The organism is Umezawaea beigongshangensis (genome assembly GCF_016464305.1).
Lineage (GTDB): Bacteria > Actinomycetota > Actinomycetes > Mycobacteriales > Pseudonocardiaceae > Umezawaea_A > Umezawaea_A beigongshangensis.
Window position 1 is genome coordinate 118,133 of the sequence record NZ_JAEIOJ010000012.1, and the last position, 19,793, is coordinate 137,925.

A 19,793-nucleotide genomic window follows, 5' to 3' on the forward strand; every position below is an offset into this window, starting at 1 on the left:
GATGTGCGGACGCCGGGCTGGTCGTGGCTCTCCGGTGTCGATCGCGGTCTCCCGCCGCGCATCGGCCCGGCGCCGGTGCTGGCGCCGGGCCGATGCGCTCGCGGATTCGGGTCGATCGGATTTCTAGCCGAAGTTCACGTCGCTGCACCACATGTACGCCTGGTCCAGGTGCGAGGCCTGCCAGATGGTGAACAGGACGTGGTGTCCCCTGTAGGAGCCGTTGGTCTGGACGTTGAACGTGATGTCCTTGGCCGGGGCGTACCTGCCGGTCTGCGTGATGAAGTCGAGGTTGCCCCAACCCAGGCGCTGGGTGGCCGGGTCGAACCCGTTCTTGCTGATGTAGACCCGGAAGTAGTCAGCGCCGTGGCTGGCCTGGTCGTGCAGCTGGATGGAGAAGTTGCTGCCGACGTTGGTGGTCCTCCACTTGCCGGGGGTGTTCAGGGAGTTGTTGCGCGAGAGGGCGTTGCTGCAGAGCTGCCCGTCGGGGGTCGCTCCCTGGAAGTTCCCGCCCAGGCCGTCCCGCAGCGCGCTCATCCAGTTCCACATGGTGTCGGCGTTGGCCTGGAAGGCCTGCCAGCACATGGGGTCCTGCTGCTGCATCGCGGGGTTCGTGTGCTGACTGCCCCAGGACTGCCAGCACTGGTAGGCGCGGGTGGCGGGACTGACGATGGTGCCGTGCGCCGAAGCCGTCGGGACCAGGACGAACATGCTGGCCAACACGCTGACGACCAGCGCGATGAGGCCCCGTCGTGTGGTGACGGACCCGGAGGTGCTGCGCATGCGCATGGGTGAACCTCCACTCTTCAGATCGTTGAGCGGCGGCGGAACCTGGGAGCGCTCCCAGGCCAGTCGTCAGCGTAACTGTCACCGGACGAAACTTCAACGAAACATTCGGTGGTAGTTGCGGCCCGCACGGCACCGGCGACGACGGGCCACCACGCCGCCGGGGACGGACCGGGATGCTGCCCCGGCCCGTCCCCGGCGGCCCGCGCTCAGCGCGCGTTGGCCTCGACGATCCTGTTCCGGACCGCCTCGCGCAGCGGGGACGACGGCTGGACCTCGGCGGTGCTCATGGTCTGCTGACCGCGCACGGGACCGTCCACCGGGTGGACGACGTCCTCACCCAGCAGCGGCGTGCCGGGGCAGGTGATGTCGCCCGGCCTGGAGTTGCGCAGCAGGAACACGTTCACCGCGCCGTCGACGCACGGATTGCCCTCCAGGGCGTACTGACCGTGGAACGCCGCGTCGTCCACGGCCACCAGCGACACTCCCGGCGCGGCCCGCACGGCCGAGCGAGCCGATTCGTAGCCGGTCTGCGGGTCGAACTCGCCCTGCACGACCAGGACCTGTCCGGCGATCTCCGCGGGCAGGTTCGGCAGGTGCTGGCGCGGTGCGTCGGACCAGAACCCGCAGGGTTCGCTGAGTCCGTACAGCCAGCCGAACAACGGGTAGCGGCGGCCCTGGGTCTCGCTGAGGGCGCGGTACCACGCGGCCGGCCGGGTCCGCTGGTCCCCGCACGCGACGGCGAGCCTGGTGCCGGCCACCTTCGTGTGGTCCTCCGCGAGAGCCGTGCCGACTCGCGCCGCGGTCAGGTCTGCGACGGGAACCCCGAAGACCTCGCGGGAGACGGCGTCCGTCCGCTCCCGCACCTCCGGCGACGCGGCCGCCGCCTCCGGCACGCCGTTCATCTCGCGCACCGCCGCGGCGAAGAAACCACCCGCCAGCAGGAAGCGGAACTCGCTGCCCATGCCGACGAACAGCGAGTCCCAGGTGTCGGGTGCGACACCGTTGTCGCGGAAGTAGACGCGGCTCTGCTCCCACAGCTCCGCCGCCCGTTCCGCGGTGGGGCCGAGGAGATCGGGGTACTGCCGGACCGCCCAGGGGAGGAACACGTCCTCGAACTGCCGCTGGCCGATGCGAGGGAAGTCCTCGAAGGCCGCCTGGAGCCTGCCCTGCCAGTTCACGCTGGAGTCGAGCACGACCTTCCCGGTGTTCTCCGGGAACAGCGAGGCGTACTTGGCGCCGAGCCAGCTGCCGTAGGAGTAGCCGAGGTAGTGCAGCTTCTCCTGGCCGAGCAGGTGGCGGACGAGGTCCATGTCGTGGGCGGTCTGCCAGGTGGTGATGAACGGGGTCAGCGCGTCGCTCTGGCAGGCCTCGGCGATGGCGCGGGGGTTCTTCTGGTGTTCGGCGATGCTGTCGGCGGACCGGTCGCGCGCGTCGAGGTCGGTCCTGGTGGTGAGTTCGCTGGTGGGCACCGAGCAGATCAGGCCGAGCTGTTGGGGGGTGGTGCCGCCTTCCTGGCCGGTGCCGCGGGGGTCCATGCCGATGATGTCGTACTGCTCGTTGAGGGCGGGTTGCAGCGCGGCCAGGGCTCCGGCCAGGGAGGTGCCCTGGCCGCCGGGACCGCCGGGGTTGGTCAGCAGCACGCCGGTGCGCTCACCGGTGGCCGGGACCCGGCTGATGGAGACCTGCAGGTCCGTGCCGGAGGCCGGATCGGCCCAGTCGCGCGGCACGCGCACCAGCGCGCACTGCGCGGGCCGCGCGTCCGGGGACTGGGTGAACAGGCACTCGCCCCAGCTGAGCTGCTGACCCAGGTAGGGATCGAGCGGGTTCCCGGCGGGCTCGGCGAGCGCTGTGCCGGGAGTGGTGAGGACGGACAGCAACAACGTCGTCACCACGCCCGTCGTGGTGGATCGGCGCATGACACTCCTCGCGTGTGGGGACGGGAGGACGAGCCTCACGGCGAACGCGGTCGCCGCGCCACCACCGAAGGTCGGGACCGCACTGGTCCTTTGGGACCAGAGAGGGGTCTCCGGGTCAGAGTTCGCCGGTCGGGCGGCGCCCGTCGACCAGCGCCTCGACCTGCTCGGGGGTGAACGGCGGATCGAGCAGGTCGCCGCGCTGGGCGTGGCAGCGGAACATGTCCGCGATGTAGTGCATCCGGTCGGGCAGGTCGGCCCAGTCGCGCGCGGCCGTGCCGAGCACGCTGTTCCCGGTCGGATCGACGATCGCGAGCAGTGCCAGCAGTTCCGGGTCGGACAGCTCCGCGAGCAGCGGTGGGAACGTCGCGGGCAGGTCGTCGCCCAGGTCGAGCAGTTCACCACCGGGCAGCGCCAGGGTCATCAGGTGCTCGGTGACCGCACGCCGGACCAGCACGCGCGCGTGGTCGGCCAGCTGCTCGCCGGCGATGCGCACGGCGGTTCGCCTGCCCAGCACGGTCAGCAGCGCCAGGCGCAGCGACCGGACCACCCGGTTGCCCGGCAGGATCAGCTCGAACAGCCGGCGTTCGAGTTCGCGGGGGTCGACCACCGGGGCCTCCAGCGCGGCGGTGATCTCGGGTTGCAGCCGGGTCTGCTCGTGCAGGCCGATCTCGACGTTCGCCAGGAGCAGCAGTTCGGCGCGCCGCTCGGGGTCGGCGGTGGTCATCGCCCGGTGGTACCGGGGGAAGGCCTGCCGGAGGTAGCGCTGGCCCTCGGGCGGCTCACCGGGTCGCAGCGCGTCGCAGAACTCCTCGATCCGTCGTTGGTCGTCGGCGGCCGGGTCGTCGGCGAACTCGGCGAGGAAGCGGGCGAACTCGCGCGCGATCTCCTCGAAGACCTTGAGGTTGCCCCGTGCCGACGCGGCGCTGACGTCGTCGAGCCGCGCGGTCGTCACCACGGCCTGGCGCACCAGCTGGTGAGCGCTGTCCAGGGTCTTCCGGGGAACGGCCCGCCGCAGGCTGCGCACCACCAGGTCGATCCCGGCGGCCGCCTCGGGCGAGGACTTCAGCAGGCGCCCCACCGCGCGTGCCAGGTCCTCCTGGCGGATGGTCTGCCCCACCTGCTTGGACGCCCACACCGCGAAGGTGCACCAGTTCGAGGCCCCGCCGGTGCGAGCGGCCAGCGCCCGCGACAGCCGGTGGTAGCAGTGGGTGATCTGCAGGTTGCGGACGACGGGGTCGGCGTGCGCCGCGATCCGGTCGACCTCGGCGACCACCGGTGGGGCGTCGCTGCTGGGCTCGTGCACGTCCGCACCGGTTCGACTCATGACGCCGACCCTTCCTCTCCGGGGTTGCACCTGCACGATCGTCCGGAGGCCGGTGAACGTGACGGCCGGATCGGGGGTTCACACCAACGGTGACGACCGGGGAGCGAGGTCCGCGCACCGCACGGCGTGCCCTCCGCTCGGCGCTCGGATCGACGACGTCCTCCTCGGAGAGGAACGGCGTACGGTCGGGGTGGGGAAGGAGCTGGCGATGATCGCAGATCCGACGATCGTCCGGATAGGCGGAGCGGTGCAGCTCGGCCACGGAGGCGATCGGGAAGCCGCTCGCCTCCTGCTCGCGGAGATCTGGGACGAGATCGGCGGCGAGCGGGGGGATCCCCTGCACCGGTGCACGCTCGCGCACGCGATGGCCGACCTGCAGGACGACGTGGGGGGCGAGCTGGTCTGGGACCAGCGAGCACTGGCGGCCGCCGATCTGCTGACCGATGCGCGGATGGCGCAGGCCGGGGTGACGCCCCTGGTGGCCGGCCTGTACCCGTCGCTGCACCTGAACCTGAGCGAGTGCTACCGCGAGCTGGGCGACCTCGACCGAGCGCGTGAGCACCTCGACCGGGCGCGGGCCACGATCGGCGCGCTGGGCGACGACGCGTACGGACAGCTGATCAGGCGGGGCATGGAGCAGATCGCCGATCAGCTGCGCTGACCGGGCGACGGCGGACCGGTCAGCGCAGCCCTGCTGACCGCCGCGCGGCGACACGCGACGCGACCAGGCGGTCGTCCTCCCGCTCCGCGACCACGACGCCCGCCCGCCGGTCAGCCGGAGCCCGGACACGGCCGAGATCGGCCGCAGCTCGAACAGCACGCGGACCGGCCCGGTCCGCACCTTGTCCGACGCCCCCCGAGCGAGAGCAGGTCCCCACGATGCGCCTGGTGGTACCGGAGGAGTTCGCGCGAGGTCTCGCACAGGTGCACGACTGCCTGGTCCTCGCTGCTCCTCCGGCGGAGCGTCTGGTGGCCGAGGAACTGGATCGTGAGCACGTCGAACGCTGTGCGGCCGTCGCGGGCGAGCGGGTCGATCTCGGCGAGCAGCCCGGCCCTGCTCGCGGTGTCCGGGAACGAGGCGTGCAGGTGCGCAAGCTCGACAGCGCTCAGGCCCGGTGTCGTGGCCACCGGACACGACGGTGCTCCCGGAAGAGCAGGTGACGGCGAACGGACGGGACGCTGACCCGAGAAGGCGACTCGGGGAGCGAGGTCGCCGCGTTCGGTGTCGGCCCGTACAGCGGGAGCTCGAAGTCCGTCACCACTCGACCGCAGCAGGAGATCGGGCGATCAGAGGGGGGTTCGGTGCACCGGTGCCCGTCCGGACGGGCAGAACCTCACGAGCCGGTGCTCGACGCCGGTGGGCGCGTGCGGGTCGACGGCGCCGGTCACGGCCTCCGACTCGGACGGTGACGTCAGCCGCGCGACGAGCCGACGGTCATCCGGCGACGAGCTTCGCGACGTCGGGGGCGAAGACCGTCATCCAGTGCGGGCGCAGCCGGTAGTAGATCACGTCCGTGTCCCACTCGAAGGCGTTCTCGCCGTAGTGGTCCTTGAGGTACGCGAGCAGTTCTGGCCAGTCCGCGTCCGGCTCTGCGCCCTCGGGGTTGAGGGGGACCGCTGTGCCGTGCGTGAACACGCCCAGGTCCTCACCGCGCATGTGCGCGGCACTGGCGGCCGGGCGAGCGGCGAGGTGGCGGGCCTTGCCGGCGTCGCGCGCCGTGCCGAAGTACCACGTGCCGTGCAGGAAGTGCCCGTCCACACCGCTGATGCGTGGCTCGCCCTTCGCCGTCACGGTGGACAGGGCGAGCGTGCACATGCCGTCCAGGACCCCGGTGAGCTGCTCCGCGGTCATCGTGCGCTCGGTGAGCAGGGAGCGGAGGTGGGAGTTGGAGCTGGACAGGGAAGCGTCGAGCAGAGCCTGGAGCTGGTGGAGTTCTTCGGGGGTCTCGCGCATCGGGCAACTCTAGCCAGGACCGGTCGTGGTCGGGCGTGAGGGGCTTTCAGATGATCATCCTGTCGGTCTGACCTGCGACGGGTCCGTCGGACGGTCCTGTGAGGACGGTGGTGGTGGGGTCGCGGTCGTTCGTGCGGGCGTTCCAGTGCGACGTGGTAGGGTGCACGGCTCCGATCGGACGTCGCCGTTCCGCTGTTCGGGGGGTCCGTGCCCGGCCCCTTGACACTCCAGCCGGTCGCCGATAGAAAAAAGTTGACCAAGATTGTGACCACCGTCCGGCCCGGCGCTTCACCCCGGAACCATCTGGGCTCGATGTTCCTGTGTTGTCCACAGTGGATGATCCTGGTGGTCCGGGCCGGTCTCGAGGACCGGGGTCGCGGGTGGCCGCGGACATCTGACAGGGAGACGTGATGGCTACCGAGCAGGCCTCCGGCACGAACGACGTTGCGGGGTTCTACGAAGGTCTCGGCCAGGTCCTCAACAAGGCGTGGGGGGAGAACCTGCACTACGGCTACTGGGAGGACGACGCCGACGACAGCACCGTCGAGACCGCCACGGCCCGGCTGACCGACCTGCTGATCACCGCGCTCGACCCGGCGCCCGGCGCCGAGGTGCTCGACATCGGTTGCGGCGTGGGCAAGCCGGCCCTCCAGCTCGTCGCGACCAGGTCCGTGCGCGTCACCGGCATCGCCATCAGCGAGGTCGAGGTGGAGCAGGCCGCCCAGCGCGCCGCCGAAGCAGGCCGGGCGGACGTGGCGGTCTTCCAGTACGCCGACGCGATGGCGATGCCGTTCGCCGACGACTCGTTCGACGCCGCTTACGCGATCGAGTCGATGCTCCACATGCCGGACCGCGGCAAGGCGATCGCCGAAGCGGCCAGGGTGCTGCGTCCCGGCGGCCGGCTGGCGATCGCCGACACCGTCGAGATCCCACCGGTCGGTCCCGAGGGCCGCCGGGTCCTCGACGAGATCTGCGCGGCCTACCACGTGAGCGCGTTCGCCACCGCCGACGAGTACTCCGAACTGCTGGCCGCCAACGGTTTCGTCGACGTCGAGATCCGCGACATCAGCGACAGGGTGGCGCGCACCGGCGTGATCATGGCCGACGCCGTGGCGGCGCGGCGCGACGAGCTGTCGCGGTTGAGCGGTCCGGAACCGGTCGACCAGTACATCGACCTCATGCGCCGCGCCGCGGCCAGCCCGGACAACGGCTACCTCGTGCTCACCGCGACCCTGGGCGCGGCAGCCCGCTCCTGATCCTGGCCGGACCGCCGCACGGGGCGTCCCGTGCGCGCTCCGCGAGGAGAGGGGACGTCGGACCGGCGACGGTGCCTCCTGGTCGGAGGCCCCGTCGCCGCGGTCTGCCGAGGGTCGTGGCCCGCGGGCGTCGGAGCACGCGCGACAACACCAGTTTTCGACTTTGTGAGGAGTGATGACGACCTTGACAGGCGACGCTTCGGAGATCGAGGTGCACGGGGCCCGGACGAACAACCTGCGGAACGTCTCCGTCCGGATTCCCAAGGGGCACGTCGTCGCCTTCACGGGGGTGAGCGGGAGCGGGAAGACGTCGCTGGCGATCGACACCATCCACAGCGAAGCCCAGTTGCGGTACCTGGAGGGCCTGTCGCCGTTCGTCCGGCAGTACATCCCGCAGAGGAACCGGCCGAAGGTCGACCGGGTCCTCGGGCTCGGTCCGACGCTCGCGGTGGACCAGCGGCGGCTCAACCGCAACCCGCGCTCCACCGTCGCGACGGTCACCGGCGTCGACGGGCACCTCGGGCTGCTGTTCTCGCGCCTGCCCGGTCTCGCGGCCGACCACGCGCAGAACCAGCACCTCAGCACGGCGCACTTCGACCGCGACTCGCCCGAGGGACACTGCCCGGTGTGCCACGGCGTCGGCGGACGCTGGCAGGCGCAGGAGGACCTCGTCGTCGTCGACCCCGCGCTGCCGCTGTTCGGCGGCGCGTCTCCCTGGTACAGCAAGTGGCGCTCCGGCGAGCACGCGTTCGTGCCGGCGCTCGCCGAGAAGCGGGGCGTCGACCTCTCCAAGCCGTGGCGGGAACTGCCCGAGCAGTTCCGGCACGAGGTGTTCTACGGGACGGGCGACGAGGCGATCGAGGCCACGATCGACATGCCCAACAAGAACGAGTCCGCGACCTGGACCTACACCAACTCCGAACCGCTTCGCGGCGCGCTGGCCGAGGTGGAACGGGTGTTCGCCAACGCGAGCACCCCGAGCGCGAAGCAGCGCTACCTGCCCTACATGCGCAAGTCGCCGTGCCGCAGCTGCGGCGGGACCGGCTACGGCGAGGCCGCGCGGACCATCGCGCTCGGCGGCCGGACCTATCCCGAGCTGGTCGAGCTCGACATCCACGAGGTGCGTTCCTGGGTGGACGTCGTGCTCGGCGAGCTGGGCGACGCGCAGCGCGAAGTGGGTGAGCCGCTGCTGCTGGACCTGAACCGCAAGCTGACGCTGCTCGACCGGCTCGGTCTCGCGCACATCCAGTTCTCCCGCCCCGCCACGTCGCTGTCCGGCGGAGAGTTGCAGCGCACGCGCCTCGCGGCGCAGCTGACCACCGAGCTCAGCGGGATCACCTTCGTCCTGGACGAACCGGGCACCGGGCTGCACCCGGCGGACAAGGCGCACCTGCTCGACATCGCGCTGGAGCTGCGCGCGGCCGGGAACACGGTGCTGCTGGTCGAGCACGACCCGGAGCTGATCGCCAGGGCCGACTGGGTGGTCGACATGGGGCCGGGGGCCGGGCGGGACGGCGGCGAGGTGGTCGTCACCGGCAAGCCCGCCGACGTCGCCGCGCACCCGGACTCGCTCACCGGCAAGTACCTGGCGGGCAGTGGTCCACGCGTGCGACGGGCTCGTCGTCCGGTCGGACGGGGTTCCGGCTGGTTGACGCTGCACGGGGTGCGCGCGCACAACGTGACCGCGTCCGAGGTCCGGTTCCCGGTCGGGCGCCTGACGTGCATCACCGGGGTGAGCGGCAGCGGCAAGAGCAGTCTGCTCAGCGCGCTCGGCACCGGTGTGGAGGCGGTGCTGGCGGGCACCGCGGCCGAGCAGGTCGAGCGGGTGAGCGGTGTGGACGCGTTCAGCTGGGTCTCGATCGTCGACCAGGAGCCGATCGGGCGGACGCCGCGGTCCAACCCGGCCACCTACAGCAAGGCGTTCGACATCGTCCGAGGACTGTTCGCCGACACCGCCGTGGCCCGCGAACGCGGCCTCACCGCGTCGTGGTTCTCGTTCAACACCGCGGGCGGCCGGTGCGAGGAGTGCGGCGGGCACGGCCGCAAGCTCGTCGACATGCACTTCATGCCGGACGTGTGGGTGGTCTGCGACCAGTGCGACGGCAGGCGGTACAAGCCGGAGGTCCTCGACATCACCCACGACGGCCTGTCGATCGACCAGGTGCTCGAACTGACCGTCGCCGAGGCGGTGGAGCGGTTCTCCGAGCCGAAGCAGTTGGCCGCGACGTTCGCGGCGCTCGACCGCGTCGGGCTGGGCTACCTGAAGCTCGGTCAGAGCGCGACCGAGCTGTCCGGCGGCGAGGCGCAGCGGCTCAAGCTCGCCGCGGCGATCCAGCGGGGCACCGGCAGCCGCAAGACCGGCCTGGTGATCCTCGACGAGCCGGTGTCCGGCCTGCACCCCTCGGACATCCAGCGGATGGTGGACGCGTTCGACGTGCTGCTCGACTCCGGCAACACCGTCGTGATCTCCGAGCACGACGTCCCGGTCGCCGCGACCGCGGACTGGGTCGTCGACCTCGGACCCGGCGCGGGCCGCCACGGCGGTTCGGTGGTGGCGGAGGGCAGCCCGGACGACGTGGCCGCCGCGGACACGCCGACCGCCACGTACTTCCGCAGGTACGCCGCCGGGGAGCCGCTGCTGGGCGAGCCGGTCGCCGGATGACCGCTCGCGCGGCCCGCTCGGCGTCTCACCGAGCGGGCCGCGCGGGGCTCAGCGCGCGACCTGGTCCGGTTCTCCGCACCAGCGGTGCAGCGCCTCGGTGAGACCGTCGTCGACCGCGGTGCCCGCCCAGGCCACGTAGCCGTCCGGGCGCACCAGCACGTGGGGCGGCCAGCCCCTGCCGATCGGCTCGGCGAGCGTGCCGGTGCGCAGCCTGCTGGACCAGGCCGCCGCGTGCGCGGGCTCGGGGCCGGGGCCCAGCAGGACGAAGCCGCCGTCGCGGAACAGCTCGTACAGCCGGGTGGCACCACTCCCGCCGGCCACCAGCGGGCGGTCGGGCACCCGGCGACCGGTCCACCTGCCGCCGCCGTCTGCGGGGTAGCGCAGCGTGATCCCGGACAGGTGCTCCAGGTTGAGCCGGTGCAGCGGCGTGATCCGCATGGACCCCATCACGACCTTGCGCACCAGCCGGGCGGGCAGGCTGTCGGAGGTCTCGAACCGGAACGCGAGGTCGGTCTTGCGGAGGGTCTCCCGCGCGATCGGGTACCGCTCGGCCTCGTAGGTGTCGAGCAGACCGTCGGGCGCCCACCCGGCGAGCACCGCACGCAGCTTCCAGCCGAGGTTGAACGCGTCCTGGACGGCGGTCTGGAGTCCCTGACCACCCGACGGGATGTGCGTGTGGGCCGCGTCCCCCGCCAGCAGCACCCGTCCGACGCGGTACCGCTTGGCGTGACGTTGCGAACTGCGGAAGCGGGACAGCCACACCGGGTCCTGGATGCCGATGTCCGTGCCGAGGATCGCGGCGCTGCTCTCGCTCAGGTCGTCGAGCGTCAGCGGCGTGTCCGCGGGGACGCGGAACTTCTCCCGGTCGAGCACGATCACCCGGCACGTGCCGTCCTGGAACGGGAACACGCCGACCATGCCGCGCCGGGTGATCCGCGCGTACTCCGCGTCGCCCGGCGGGTTCGCCAGCCTCACGTCGCCCATCATCAGCGAGTCGTCGTAGTTCCAGCCGTCGAAGTCGACGCCCACGGCGTCCCGCACCGCGCTGTTCACGCCGTCGCAGCCGACCACGTACTGAACGCGGACGGTGCTCGAACCGTCCGGCCCGCGCAGGTCGACGTCCACGCCCGACTCGTCCTGTCGCAGCGCGGTCATCTCGACACCGGGGCTGATCACCGCGCCCGCCGCCTCGGCGGACACCCGCAGGGCGTCCACCGTCCAGGCCTGGGGGATCGACAGGCTGAACGGGAACGGGGTGTCGAGGAGCCCGTAGTCGAGGGTGCGGTCGTTGCCGAGCGGGGGGTGCTGGCAGCGGCGGCCCCTGGCGAGCACTCCCGCGGCCCGTCCCCGCATGTCGAGCAGCTCCAGGGTGCGGGGCTCGACGGTGCACGCCCTGGACAGGGTCTGCCGCTGGGTCCGCTTCTCCACCACGCGACAGGAGATGCCGAATTCGGCCAGTTCGGCCGCGAGCGAGAGACCGGCGGGACCCGCGCCCACGACGAGCACCTGCGGAGACGGCGACATGTCATCACTTCCTCGGATCAGCTCGGCTCGGCGGCTCGCGGCGGCGCCCTGAACGGTGGTGCCGCGCGCCGAGGACCGAATTCGGTGCGGTGAGGACGTGGACATCCCTCGAACTCGACCGGAAGGGGCGCCCCGCACGAGTGAACGGCCCGGTCGACGCCGGGGCAAGCCCGTGAGATCGGGGCGAGAGCCGGGGGAGAGGGAGGACGCTCCGCTGATACCGGTACGGCGATCGACTTGGTAGCGCTTCGTCCTAACGTGACTCGGGAGTGCACACCACGCCCGTCAGGAGTCGTGACGTCATGACCGTGGAGCAGACGCGATGACAGCCGTACAAGGGGACACGAACGCGCCGCCGGAGACCTCGGACGTGGAGGTGCTGCTGACCATCCGCCACTTCGAGACCCTCCTCCTGCGCATGTTCGGCGAGGGGCGCTTGAACGGGACGACGCACACGTGCCTCGGTCAGGAGTACGTTCCCGTCGCGCTCGAACCCCTGATCGCCGACGACTTCGTGCTCAGCAACCACCGCGGTCACGGTCACTACCTCGCCCGGTTCCGCGACCCGGCCGGACTGCTCGCCGAGATCATGGGGCGCGCGGGCGCGGTGTGCTCGGGCGTCGGCGGCAGCCAGCACCTGCACCGGGACGGGTTCCTCTCCACCGGCGTCCAGGGACAGAGCTTGCCGGTCGCGGTCGGCATCGGCCTGCACCACAAGCGAACCGGCTCCGGCCGCATCGCGGTCGCCTACGTCGGCGACGGCACCTGGGGCGAGGGCGCGGTGTACGAGGCGCTGAACATGGCCGCGCTGTGGCGGGTGCCGGTGCTGGTGGTGGTCGAGCACAACGGGATCGCCCAGTCCACGCCGACCCGCCTGCAGATGGCCGGTTCGATCGCCGATCGCGCCGCCGCGTTCGGCGTCGACTTCCTGGAGATCACCGGGCACGACCTGACGGAGATCCGGGAGCTGGCCGCTCCCGTGGTGCGGCGGGTGCGCGAGGAGCACCGCCCGGCCGTGCTGCAGTTCACGACGCGGCGGCTCGGCCCGCACAGCAAGGGCGACGACACCAGGACCGCCGAGGAGGTCGAGCCGCTGTGGGCGCTCGACTGGCACGCCGAGCTGTCCGCCCGCATGGGGGAGGAGTTCTCGCGACTCGACGAGCGGGTGCGCGCGGAGGTGCAGCGCGTGGCCGAGGAGGTCGACGCGCGACCCCCGGCGGAGTGGGAGCCAGCGGGTGGACGACTGCCCCGGCCGGTGGTGTCCGGTGGGTGAGCCGTCGCCGCGGGGCGAGCTGGTGGAGCTGGTGGCCGCGGTCCTGCAGGTGCCCGTCTCGGACGTCGGCGACGACACCGGCACCGCGACGTCCGCGCAGTGGACCAGTCTGCGGCACCTGCAGATCGTCGCGGGAGTGGAGCGGACGTACGGGATCAGGCTGACCGCCGGAGAGGCGCGGACGTGCCGGTCGGTGCGCGCGCTGCGGGAAGTGCTGGCGGAGAAGGGGCTGACGTCGTGAGAGCGCTTGCACCGAGGGTCGTGGAGGGGCTCAACGGGGCGTTGCACCGGCTGTTCGCGGAGCGGCCAGCGCTGCACCTGCTCGGTGAGGACGTGCTGGACCCCTACGGCGGCGCGTTCAAGGTGACCAGGGGACTGTCGACGGCCCACCCCGACCGGGTGCTGACCACCCCGCTGAGCGAGGCGGGCATCACGGGGGTGGCCGCGGGGCTCGCGCTGTCCGGTGATCAGGTCGTCGTCGAGATGATGTTCGGCGACTTCGCCGCGCTCGCGTTCGACCAGCTGCTCAACCTGGTCTCGAAGTCGGTGACCATGTACGGCCACCGCGTGCCGATGCCCGTGGTGGTGCGCTGCCCGGTCGGCGGCGGGCGCGGCTACGGGCCGACGCACAGCCAGAGCGTGCAGAAGCACTTCGTCGGCATCCCGAACCTGTCGCTGTACGAGACCACGCCCTTCCACGACCCGTACCTCCTGCTGTCGCACGCGCTGGACCACGGCCCGTCGGTGCTGTTCGAGGACAAGGTGCTCTACACGCGGCGGTCGTTCACCGACGGCGTCGTGGACGAGCACCTCCGGTACACCGTCGTGGGCGCCGCACCCGGCTGGGCGCACGTGGCCCCGGCCGACGGCTCACCCGCGGACGTGGTGCTGCTGTGCCCCGGCGGCGTCGCGCACCGCGCGGTCGAAGCGGCCGGCCTGTTGCGGGACCGCGGGATCGCGGTCCACCTCCTGGTGCCCGGCAGGCTCTACCCGCTCGACCTGGACGAGGTGCTGCCGCTGATCGCGGGCGCGCGCCTGGTCGCGGTGGCGGAGGAGAGCACGGAGGGCGGCACGTGGGGCGCGGAGGTCGCCGCCCACGTGCACCGCTCGTGCTGGCAGGACCTGCGGGCGCCGGTGCTGATGCTGTCGTCGGCGGACTCGATCGTGCCCACCGCGCCGCACCTGGAGGCTCGCGTGCTGCTCGGGGCGCAGCGGATCGCCGAGGAGGTCGCGGCGGCGGTCGGCACGGTCCCCGGCGTCGTCTCCGACGCGGTCCCCGACGTCGTTCCCGGCGCCGTTCCCGACGCGGCCCCCGAGGCGGAAGCGGTCGGCGTGCCGGTCACCGCACCCAAGCTCAACAACAACGACGAGACGTACGTGCTGCTGGAGTGGCTGGTGGCGGAGGGGGAGCGGGTCGCGGAGGGCGCGCCCCTGGTGGAGCTGGAGACCTCCAAGGCGGTCGAGGAGATCGCCGCCCCCGCGTCCGGGTACGTGCGCGCGAGCGTCGCCGCGGGCACGGAGGTCCCGGTGGGCGCGGTGCTGGCCCACCTCGTGCCCACCGCCCCGGCGGCCACCGCCGCGCCCCCCGCGGCTCCGGTGCCCCCCGCCGCGCAGACGGCACCTGCTCCGGCCCCGGCTCCGGTGGCGGAGCGGAGCAGGACCAGGGTCCTCGACCGCGTGCAGCAGGGCATCGCCGCCGTCGTCACCCGCGCCCACCGCGAGGTGCCCGCCGCGTTCGCCGCGCTGGAGGTCGGGGTCGACCACGCGATCGAGCGCCTGCGCGCGCTGTCGGAGGAGACCGGGGGCGAGATCGGTCTGGCCGAGGCGGTGGTGAAGGCGGTCGCGGCGGCGCGTCCGGCGTTCCCGACGCTGTTCGGCACGCTCGTCGACGAACGGACGGTCGCGCTGGCCGACACCGCGGACGTCGCCGTCACGGTGGACACCGGCACCGGCCTCTACACCCCGGTCCTGCGCGACTGCGCGAACCGGTCCGTCGAGGAACTCGCCGACGACCTGATGGACTTCCGGCTCAAGGCGTTGCGCGGCGAGTTCACCGCGCGCGAACTCGACGGCGGAACGATCGGCGTCTCGCTCAACCTCGAACCCGGCGTGCTCGTCGTCTCGCCGATCGTGCTGTGGCCGCAGCTGTGCATGGTCTCGGTGAGCGGCCCGATTGCCCGCGTGCTGCCGGTGGACGGCGCACCGGTGGTCACCACGGTCGTCACGCTGGGCCTGGCCCACGACCACCGCGTGGTCAACGGCAGGGAGGCCGTCGCGTTCCTGCGCGCGGTCGCGGACAGCCTGTGCGACCCGCACCAGCTCGACGACCTCCTCCGAGTGACGCCAGCCGATCACGACCACCGCGACTGACCGCGAGGAGCACCAGTGGACTACGGATTGACCGGTTTCGGTGTCGCCGTCGGCGACGCGGTGGCGGTGGCGGACGTCGTCACCGAGTACACCGAGGACGTCGAGCGCGTGCTCGGCTACGGCTACGAGCGCGTGCACCGGGCGGCGCGCGACGTGAGCGTGGCCGACCTCGCCGTGGAGGCGGGGACGAAGGCGCTCGTCGGGATCTCCCCGCACGAGGTCGACCTGCTCGTGCTCGCGATCACCGACCTGCCCGACTACCTGTACTGGGACGCGGCCGCGTGGGTGCAGCGGGCACTGGGCCTCGGTCGTGCGGAGGCGGTGCTGGTGGACCAGGGCTGCGTCGGCGGGGTCTCCGCGCTGGACACGCTGGCCGGGCGGTTCGCCACCCACCCCGACTACGACGTCGCGCTCGTGATCGGCGCCAACCGGACCGTCGACGCCTACTGGAACCGGCTGGCGACGCACTCGTTGCTGTTCTCCGACGGGGCCGCGGCCGCGGTCGCGGTCCGCGGTGCGCAGTCGTTGCGCTGGCGGGCGTCCTACGCCGAGACCGACGGCCGCTACGCCGACTTCTTCCGGATGGACGCCGGGGGCGCGCGGCACCCGTTCACGCCGGGGGCCGCGGCGCCCTCGGTCCGGGACGCGTGGGACGTCGTCGCCCACTTCGACCACGACGCGGAGCGGGTCACCGCGTACTCCGAGGAGATCGACGACCGCACCGCACGCGCCGTGCACCGCGCCTGCCGGTACGCGGGCTGCGTGGAGGAGGACCTGGCGCGGCTGGTGCTGCTCAACGACAACGCCAGGGTGCTCGCCCAGCAGGCGGAGCTGATCGGTGTCCCGCTGGAGCGGACCAACGCGCGCACGGCGGCGCGGCACGGGCACTTCGGCGCGGCGGACCACCTGCTGTGCCTCGCCGAGCTGCACGAGTCCGGCGAACTCGCGCCCGGTGACCTCGTGGCGCTCGCGGCCAACGGCCGGGGGATGCACTGGGCCTGCGCGATCCTCCAGAACTGACGGCACCACGGGAAACGGCGACGGGACGCGGTGACCACATGGTTGCGCAAGGACGAACACGGACGGTCCTGGCCCGGCGCGGGGTCCGGTCCGCCGCGCTGGCGGCGGTCGTGCTGCTCGCCGGAGCGAGCGTCGCGTTCGTGACGACGGAGAGCACACCCGGGACGAGGGTGGAGGAGCACACCCACCGGGTCCCGGAACGGCCCGGATCGGCCGAGCAGGTCGACATCGACACCAGCCTGTACCTGCCGCTGCGCACCCCCGCCCCGGCGGTGCTGCTCGCACCGGGGTTCGGCGCGGACAAGGACAGCGTCGACGAGCAGGCGCGCGAGCTGGCGGCCGACGGCTTCGTCGTGCAGACGTTCTCCCCGCGCGGTTTCGGCGGCAGCTCCGGCCGGATCGGGCTGAACGACCCCGACCGGGAGGTGGCCGACGCGCGCCACCTGCTCGACCGGCTGGCCGCGCGGCCGGAGGTGCGGCTCGACGGCGACGGCGACCCGAGGGTGGCCGCGGTCGGAGCCTCCTACGGCGGGGCGCTGTCGCTGATGCTCGCGGGCACCGACCGCAGGGTCGACGCCGTCGTGCCCGTCGCCACCTACCACGACCTCGGCGAGAGCCTCGTCCCGAACGCGGCGCGCGGCGGTGACGCCGAGGCGCGGACCCCGGCCGCGGGGTCCGGTGGCACCGGCGTGTTCAAGAGCGGGTGGTCCGGGCTGTTCTTCTCCGCCGGGCTCGACCACAGGCTGTCCGCGGACCCCGGTTCCTACAGCGGGACGAGCGGCGGTCTCGACGAGGACGTGGAGGCGGTGTGCGGCCGCTTCACCGAAGAGGTCTGCCGGATCTACGTCGACGTGGTGACCACCGGGACGACGACCGCAGCGACGGCGGCGCTGCTGCACCGCCTGTCGCCGGCGTCGGTCGCCGGGTCGATCACCGCGCCGACGCTGCTGGTCCAGGGCGAGCAGGACACGCTGTTCGGGCTGGACCAGGCCGACGCGACCGCCCGGCGGATCGCCTCGGCGGGTGGCGACGTCCAGGTCGTCTGGTTCGCGGGCGGCCACGACGCCGGGATGCCCGGACCCGACCTGCGCGCCACGATCTCGCGGTGGCTGCGGTTCCGGCTCACGGGCGCGGAGGAGAACCCGTTCGGCGCGTTCGAGTACGACGTGCAGGGCGCGGTCCGGCCGGAGGGCGCGGTGTCGGTGCGGACCGTCCGCGCCGCGGACTACCCCGGCCTGCGCACCGACCGCGTGTCACGCCGGGAGGTCCCGCTGTCCGGGAGCGAGCGGGTGATCGCCAAGCCCCCCGGTGGTCTGCCCGCCGCGATCAGCGGCATCCCCGGGCTGAACGCGCTCGTGAGCGGCGCGACCGCGCTGCTGCCGCCCGAGAGCCTGGACCCGGCCGGGCAGTCGGCCGCCTTCGACTCCGCCCCGCTCTCCGACCAGCTGCTCGTCACCGGTGCCACGACGGTCCGGTTGCGGGTGTCCTCGGTGGGCGCGCCGGGGGACGGCGTGCTGTTCGCGAAGCTGTACGACGTGGGTCCGGACGGCACGAAGACGTTGCCCGGCAGCGCGGTCGCACCGGTCCGGCTGCCGCCGCTGCCCGAGGACGGCACGCCGGTGGAGGTCGTGGTGGCGCTGCCCGGTGTGGTGCACCCGGTCGAGTCCGGGCACCGGCTGCGACTCGTCGTCGGCACCACCGACCAGGGCTTCCGCGCGACGGTGGCGGACCCCGCCGTCTACCGGGTCGGCGTCGTCGGCGCGCTGTCCGTGCCGAGCGTCCCCGCCGTGCCGACGGCCTCGGCGTGGCCGATCGGCCAGCTGCTCGGCATCGTGCTCGTGCCGGCGGTCGCCGCGGCGCTCCTCGCGCTGCTGGCGGCACGGCAGCGACGCGGCCGGGACGTCGATCCGTCTCTGCGGGACACGCCGCTCGTCGTCGACGGGCTGGTGCGCGTGCTGCCGGACGGCACGACCGCGGTGGACGGCTTGTCGTTGCGGGTGGAACGGGGTCAGGTCTTCGGCCTGCTCGGCCCCAACGGCGCGGGCAAGACCACGACGCTGCGCATGTTGATGGGGTTGATCACCCCGGACGGGGGGGAGATCCGCGTGTTCGGCGTGCGGGTGACCCCCGGCGCACCGGTGCTGTCGCGCGTCGGGTGCTTCGTCGAGGCCGCGGGCTTCCTGCCGCACCTGACCGGGCGGACCAACCTGGAGCTGCACTGGGCGGCCACCGGCCGTCCGGCCGCCGACGCGCACCTGGCGGAGGCGCTGGAGATCGCCGCCCTGGGCGACGCCGTGGACCGGCCCGTGCGGACCTACAGCCAGGGCATGCGGCAGCGGCTCGCCATCGCCAGGGCGATGCTGGGCCTGCCGGACCTGCTGGTGCTCGACGAACCCACCAACGGGCTCGACCCGCCGCAGATCCGCCGCCTGCGCGAGGTGCTGCGCCGCTACGCGGCGACCGGCCGCGCGGTCCTGGTCTCCAGCCACCTGCTCGCCGAGGTCGAGGCCACCTGCACCCACATCGCGATCGTGCACCGCGGCGTGCTCGTCGCGGACGGCCCGGTGGTCGAACTGGCGGCGTCCGGTGACGAGCTCACCTTCGCCGTGGACCGGCCGGAGGAGGCGGGTGCGGTGCTCCGCGCGCTGACCGGTGTGTCCGACGTGGACGTCCGGGACGGCCTGGTGCACGCCGATCTGGCGGGGATCGGTGCCGCGACGGCGCTCGCCGAGCTGGTGCGCGCCGGGATCTCGGTGCGGCACGCGGTGCCGCGACGACGGCTCGAAGACGCGTTCCTGCGACTGGTCGGTGAGGTGCGATGACCGTGGTGCGTGGCTCCGGCGGACGGCCGGAGGAGACGGGCGACGGCGCCGCCCCCGGTTTCCGGCCGTCCCGGTCCCTGCGGATCTCGGTGGAGCTGCGCAGGCAGCTGCTGCGCGGGCGCACGGCGCTGGTCGCGGCGTGCGCGGTGCTCCTGCCGGTGGTGCTGATCGTGTCGTTCGGCGTCGGCGACCCTCCCGCGAAGGGCCCGACACCGGACTACGAGGCGCTCGCCGCGGAGAGCACGCCGAACTTCGTGATGTACGTGATGTTCGTCGCGGGCACCTACCTCAACGGCGTGCTGGTGGCCCTGCTCGTCGCGGACGGCGTCGCGAGCGAAGCGGCGTACGCGAACCTGAAGTACCTGCTGGCGATCCCGGTTCCCCGGCTGCGACTGCTGTGGCGCAAGGCCGCGGTGTCGGCGCTGCTCTCGGCGGTCGTGGTCACCCTGGTGCCGCTGGTGGCGGTGGCGGCCGGTGCGCTGTCGATCGGCGCGGGGAACATGACCACGCCCACCGGCTACACGCTCCCGTTCGGCGAGGCCCTCGTGGTGCTGGCGCTCGCGGAGCTGTACGTGGTCGTGCAGCTGTCCTGGCTCGCCGGGCTCTCGCTGCTGCTGACGGCGTCGACGGACGTGCCGCTCGGAGCGGTCGGCGGCGCGGTGCTCGCCTCGATGTTCGGTCAGATCCTCGACCAGGTCACCGCGCTCGGCTCGCTGCGGGAGTTCCTGCCCAGCCACTACACGTGGACGTGGATGGAGCTGCTGTCACCCGAGCCCGATCTGCGGTCGCTCGCCGACGGCGTGCTGGTCTCGATCGCGTACGCGTGCGTGTTCGGGACCCTCGCCGCGTTCCGCTTCTCCCGCAAGGACATCACCAGCTGACGACG

14 protein-coding genes are annotated in these 19,793 nt (G+C 72.7%); 9 read left to right on the forward strand and 5 right to left on the reverse strand.

Annotated features, from left to right (window positions below; translation table 11 throughout):
* Positions 1-123: 123 nt before the first annotated feature.
* The 3 genes from IMZ35_RS25265 to IMZ35_RS25275 all read right to left on the reverse strand — a co-directional run bounded on the left by IMZ35_RS25265 (position 124) and on the right by IMZ35_RS25275 (position 4,026).
* On the reverse strand, positions 124-786 hold the full coding sequence (locus IMZ35_RS25265; RefSeq protein ID WP_199443678.1) for a lytic polysaccharide monooxygenase auxiliary activity family 9 protein: 663 nt from the start codon (positions 784-786) through the stop codon (positions 124-126).
* A gap of 206 nt (positions 787-992) precedes the next feature.
* On the reverse strand, positions 993-2,702 hold the full coding sequence (locus tag IMZ35_RS25270; RefSeq protein ID WP_199443679.1) for an alpha/beta hydrolase: 1,710 nt from the start codon (positions 2,700-2,702) through the stop codon (positions 993-995).
* 115 nt (positions 2,703-2,817) lie between these two features.
* Positions 2,818-4,026 (reverse strand): hypothetical protein, encoded by a 1,209-nt coding sequence (locus IMZ35_RS25275; RefSeq protein ID WP_199443680.1) that lies wholly within the window; start codon positions 4,024-4,026, stop codon positions 2,818-2,820.
* A 208-nt stretch (positions 4,027-4,234) separates the two neighbouring features.
* Here IMZ35_RS25275 and IMZ35_RS25280 point away from each other — a divergent pair, with 208 nt between their 5' ends.
* Positions 4,235-4,687, forward strand: coding sequence for a hypothetical protein (locus IMZ35_RS25280; RefSeq protein WP_199443681.1), 453 nt, complete (start codon positions 4,235-4,237; stop codon positions 4,685-4,687).
* 774 nt (positions 4,688-5,461) lie between these two features.
* On the opposite strand, the gene IMZ35_RS25285 is transcribed toward IMZ35_RS25280, so the two are convergent.
* Entirely contained in the window at positions 5,462-5,980 is a 519-nt protein-coding gene (locus IMZ35_RS25285) for a pyridoxamine 5'-phosphate oxidase family protein (protein WP_199443682.1), read from the reverse strand.
* Between the two features lie 410 nt (positions 5,981-6,390).
* On the opposite strand from IMZ35_RS25285, the gene IMZ35_RS25290 reads away from it, so the two are divergent.
* Together IMZ35_RS25290 and IMZ35_RS25295 are read left to right on the forward strand one after the other, a co-directional pair.
* Complete coding sequence (locus IMZ35_RS25290; RefSeq protein WP_199443683.1) at positions 6,391-7,236, forward strand: methyltransferase domain-containing protein; 846 nt, start codon at positions 6,391-6,393, stop codon at positions 7,234-7,236.
* A 175-nt stretch (positions 7,237-7,411) separates the two neighbouring features.
* Positions 7,412-9,898 (forward strand): excinuclease ABC subunit UvrA, encoded by a 2,487-nt coding sequence (locus IMZ35_RS25295; RefSeq protein ID WP_199443684.1) that lies wholly within the window; start codon positions 7,412-7,414, stop codon positions 9,896-9,898.
* A gap of 48 nt (positions 9,899-9,946) precedes the next feature.
* On the opposite strand, the gene IMZ35_RS25300 is transcribed toward IMZ35_RS25295, so the two are convergent.
* Positions 9,947-11,422 (reverse strand): FAD-dependent monooxygenase, encoded by a 1,476-nt coding sequence (locus IMZ35_RS25300; protein ID WP_199443685.1) that lies wholly within the window; start codon positions 11,420-11,422, stop codon positions 9,947-9,949.
* Between the two features lie 322 nt (positions 11,423-11,744).
* On the opposite strand from IMZ35_RS25300, the gene IMZ35_RS25305 reads away from it, so the two are divergent.
* Genes IMZ35_RS25305 through IMZ35_RS25330 form a run of 6 tightly spaced genes read left to right on the forward strand, consistent with a single transcriptional unit; the run spans position 11,745 to position 19,788 of the window.
* Positions 11,745-12,695 carry a thiamine pyrophosphate-dependent dehydrogenase E1 component subunit alpha gene (locus tag IMZ35_RS25305; RefSeq protein ID WP_199443686.1) on the forward strand — a complete coding sequence of 317 codons (951 nt, stop codon included), beginning with the start codon at positions 11,745-11,747 and terminating at the stop codon, positions 12,693-12,695.
* Positions 12,688-12,936, forward strand: coding sequence for an acyl carrier protein (locus IMZ35_RS25310; protein ID WP_199443687.1), 249 nt, complete (start codon positions 12,688-12,690; stop codon positions 12,934-12,936). The genes IMZ35_RS25305 and IMZ35_RS25310 overlap by 8 nt, the downstream gene beginning before the upstream one ends.
* On the forward strand, positions 12,933-15,065 hold the full coding sequence (locus IMZ35_RS31955) for a 2-oxo acid dehydrogenase subunit E2 (protein ID WP_199443688.1): 2,133 nt from the start codon (positions 12,933-12,935) through the stop codon (positions 15,063-15,065). The genes IMZ35_RS25310 and IMZ35_RS31955 overlap by 4 nt, the downstream gene beginning before the upstream one ends.
* Positions 15,066-15,080: 15 nt before the next feature.
* Positions 15,081-16,085: a 3-oxoacyl-ACP synthase III family protein gene (locus IMZ35_RS25320; protein WP_199443689.1), complete on the forward strand. Its 1,005-nt coding sequence runs from the start codon at positions 15,081-15,083 to the stop codon at positions 16,083-16,085.
* A 38-nt stretch (positions 16,086-16,123) separates the two neighbouring features.
* Entirely contained in the window at positions 16,124-18,907 is a 2,784-nt protein-coding gene (locus IMZ35_RS25325) for an alpha/beta fold hydrolase (protein WP_199443690.1), read from the forward strand.
* Positions 18,904-19,788 (forward strand): ABC transporter permease, encoded by an 885-nt coding sequence (locus IMZ35_RS25330; protein WP_199443691.1) that lies wholly within the window; start codon positions 18,904-18,906, stop codon positions 19,786-19,788. Before IMZ35_RS25325 ends, IMZ35_RS25330 begins: the two co-directional genes overlap by 4 nt.
* The last annotated feature ends 5 nt before the right edge of the window (positions 19,789-19,793 follow it).

What these genes read in the sequence shown, in the direction of transcription:
- IMZ35_RS25290 (WP_199443683.1), top strand. Translation starts at nt 6,391, where the DNA reads ATGGCTACCGAGCAGGCCTCCGGCACGAACGACGTTGCGGGGTTCTAC.
- IMZ35_RS25265 (WP_199443678.1), bottom strand. Translation starts at nt 786, where the DNA reads ATGCGCATGCGCAGCACCTCCGGGTCCGTCACCACACGACGGGGCCTC.
- IMZ35_RS25330 (WP_199443691.1), top strand. Translation starts at nt 18,904, where the DNA reads ATGACCGTGGTGCGTGGCTCCGGCGGACGGCCGGAGGAGACGGGCGAC.
- IMZ35_RS25270 (WP_199443679.1), bottom strand. Translation starts at nt 2,702, where the DNA reads ATGCGCCGATCCACCACGACGGGCGTGGTGACGACGTTGTTGCTGTCC.
- IMZ35_RS25300 (WP_199443685.1), bottom strand. Translation starts at nt 11,422, where the DNA reads ATGTCGCCGTCTCCGCAGGTGCTCGTCGTGGGCGCGGGTCCCGCCGGT.
- IMZ35_RS25305 (WP_199443686.1), top strand. Translation starts at nt 11,745, where the DNA reads ATGACAGCCGTACAAGGGGACACGAACGCGCCGCCGGAGACCTCGGAC.
- IMZ35_RS25295 (WP_199443684.1), top strand. Translation starts at nt 7,412, where the DNA reads ATGACGACCTTGACAGGCGACGCTTCGGAGATCGAGGTGCACGGGGCC.
- IMZ35_RS25275 (WP_199443680.1), bottom strand. Translation starts at nt 4,026, where the DNA reads ATGAGTCGAACCGGTGCGGACGTGCACGAGCCCAGCAGCGACGCCCCA.
- IMZ35_RS25280 (WP_199443681.1), top strand. Translation starts at nt 4,235, where the DNA reads ATGATCGCAGATCCGACGATCGTCCGGATAGGCGGAGCGGTGCAGCTC.
- IMZ35_RS25285 (WP_199443682.1), bottom strand. Translation starts at nt 5,980, where the DNA reads ATGCGCGAGACCCCCGAAGAACTCCACCAGCTCCAGGCTCTGCTCGAC.
- IMZ35_RS25325 (WP_199443690.1), top strand. Translation starts at nt 16,124, where the DNA reads ATGGTTGCGCAAGGACGAACACGGACGGTCCTGGCCCGGCGCGGGGTC.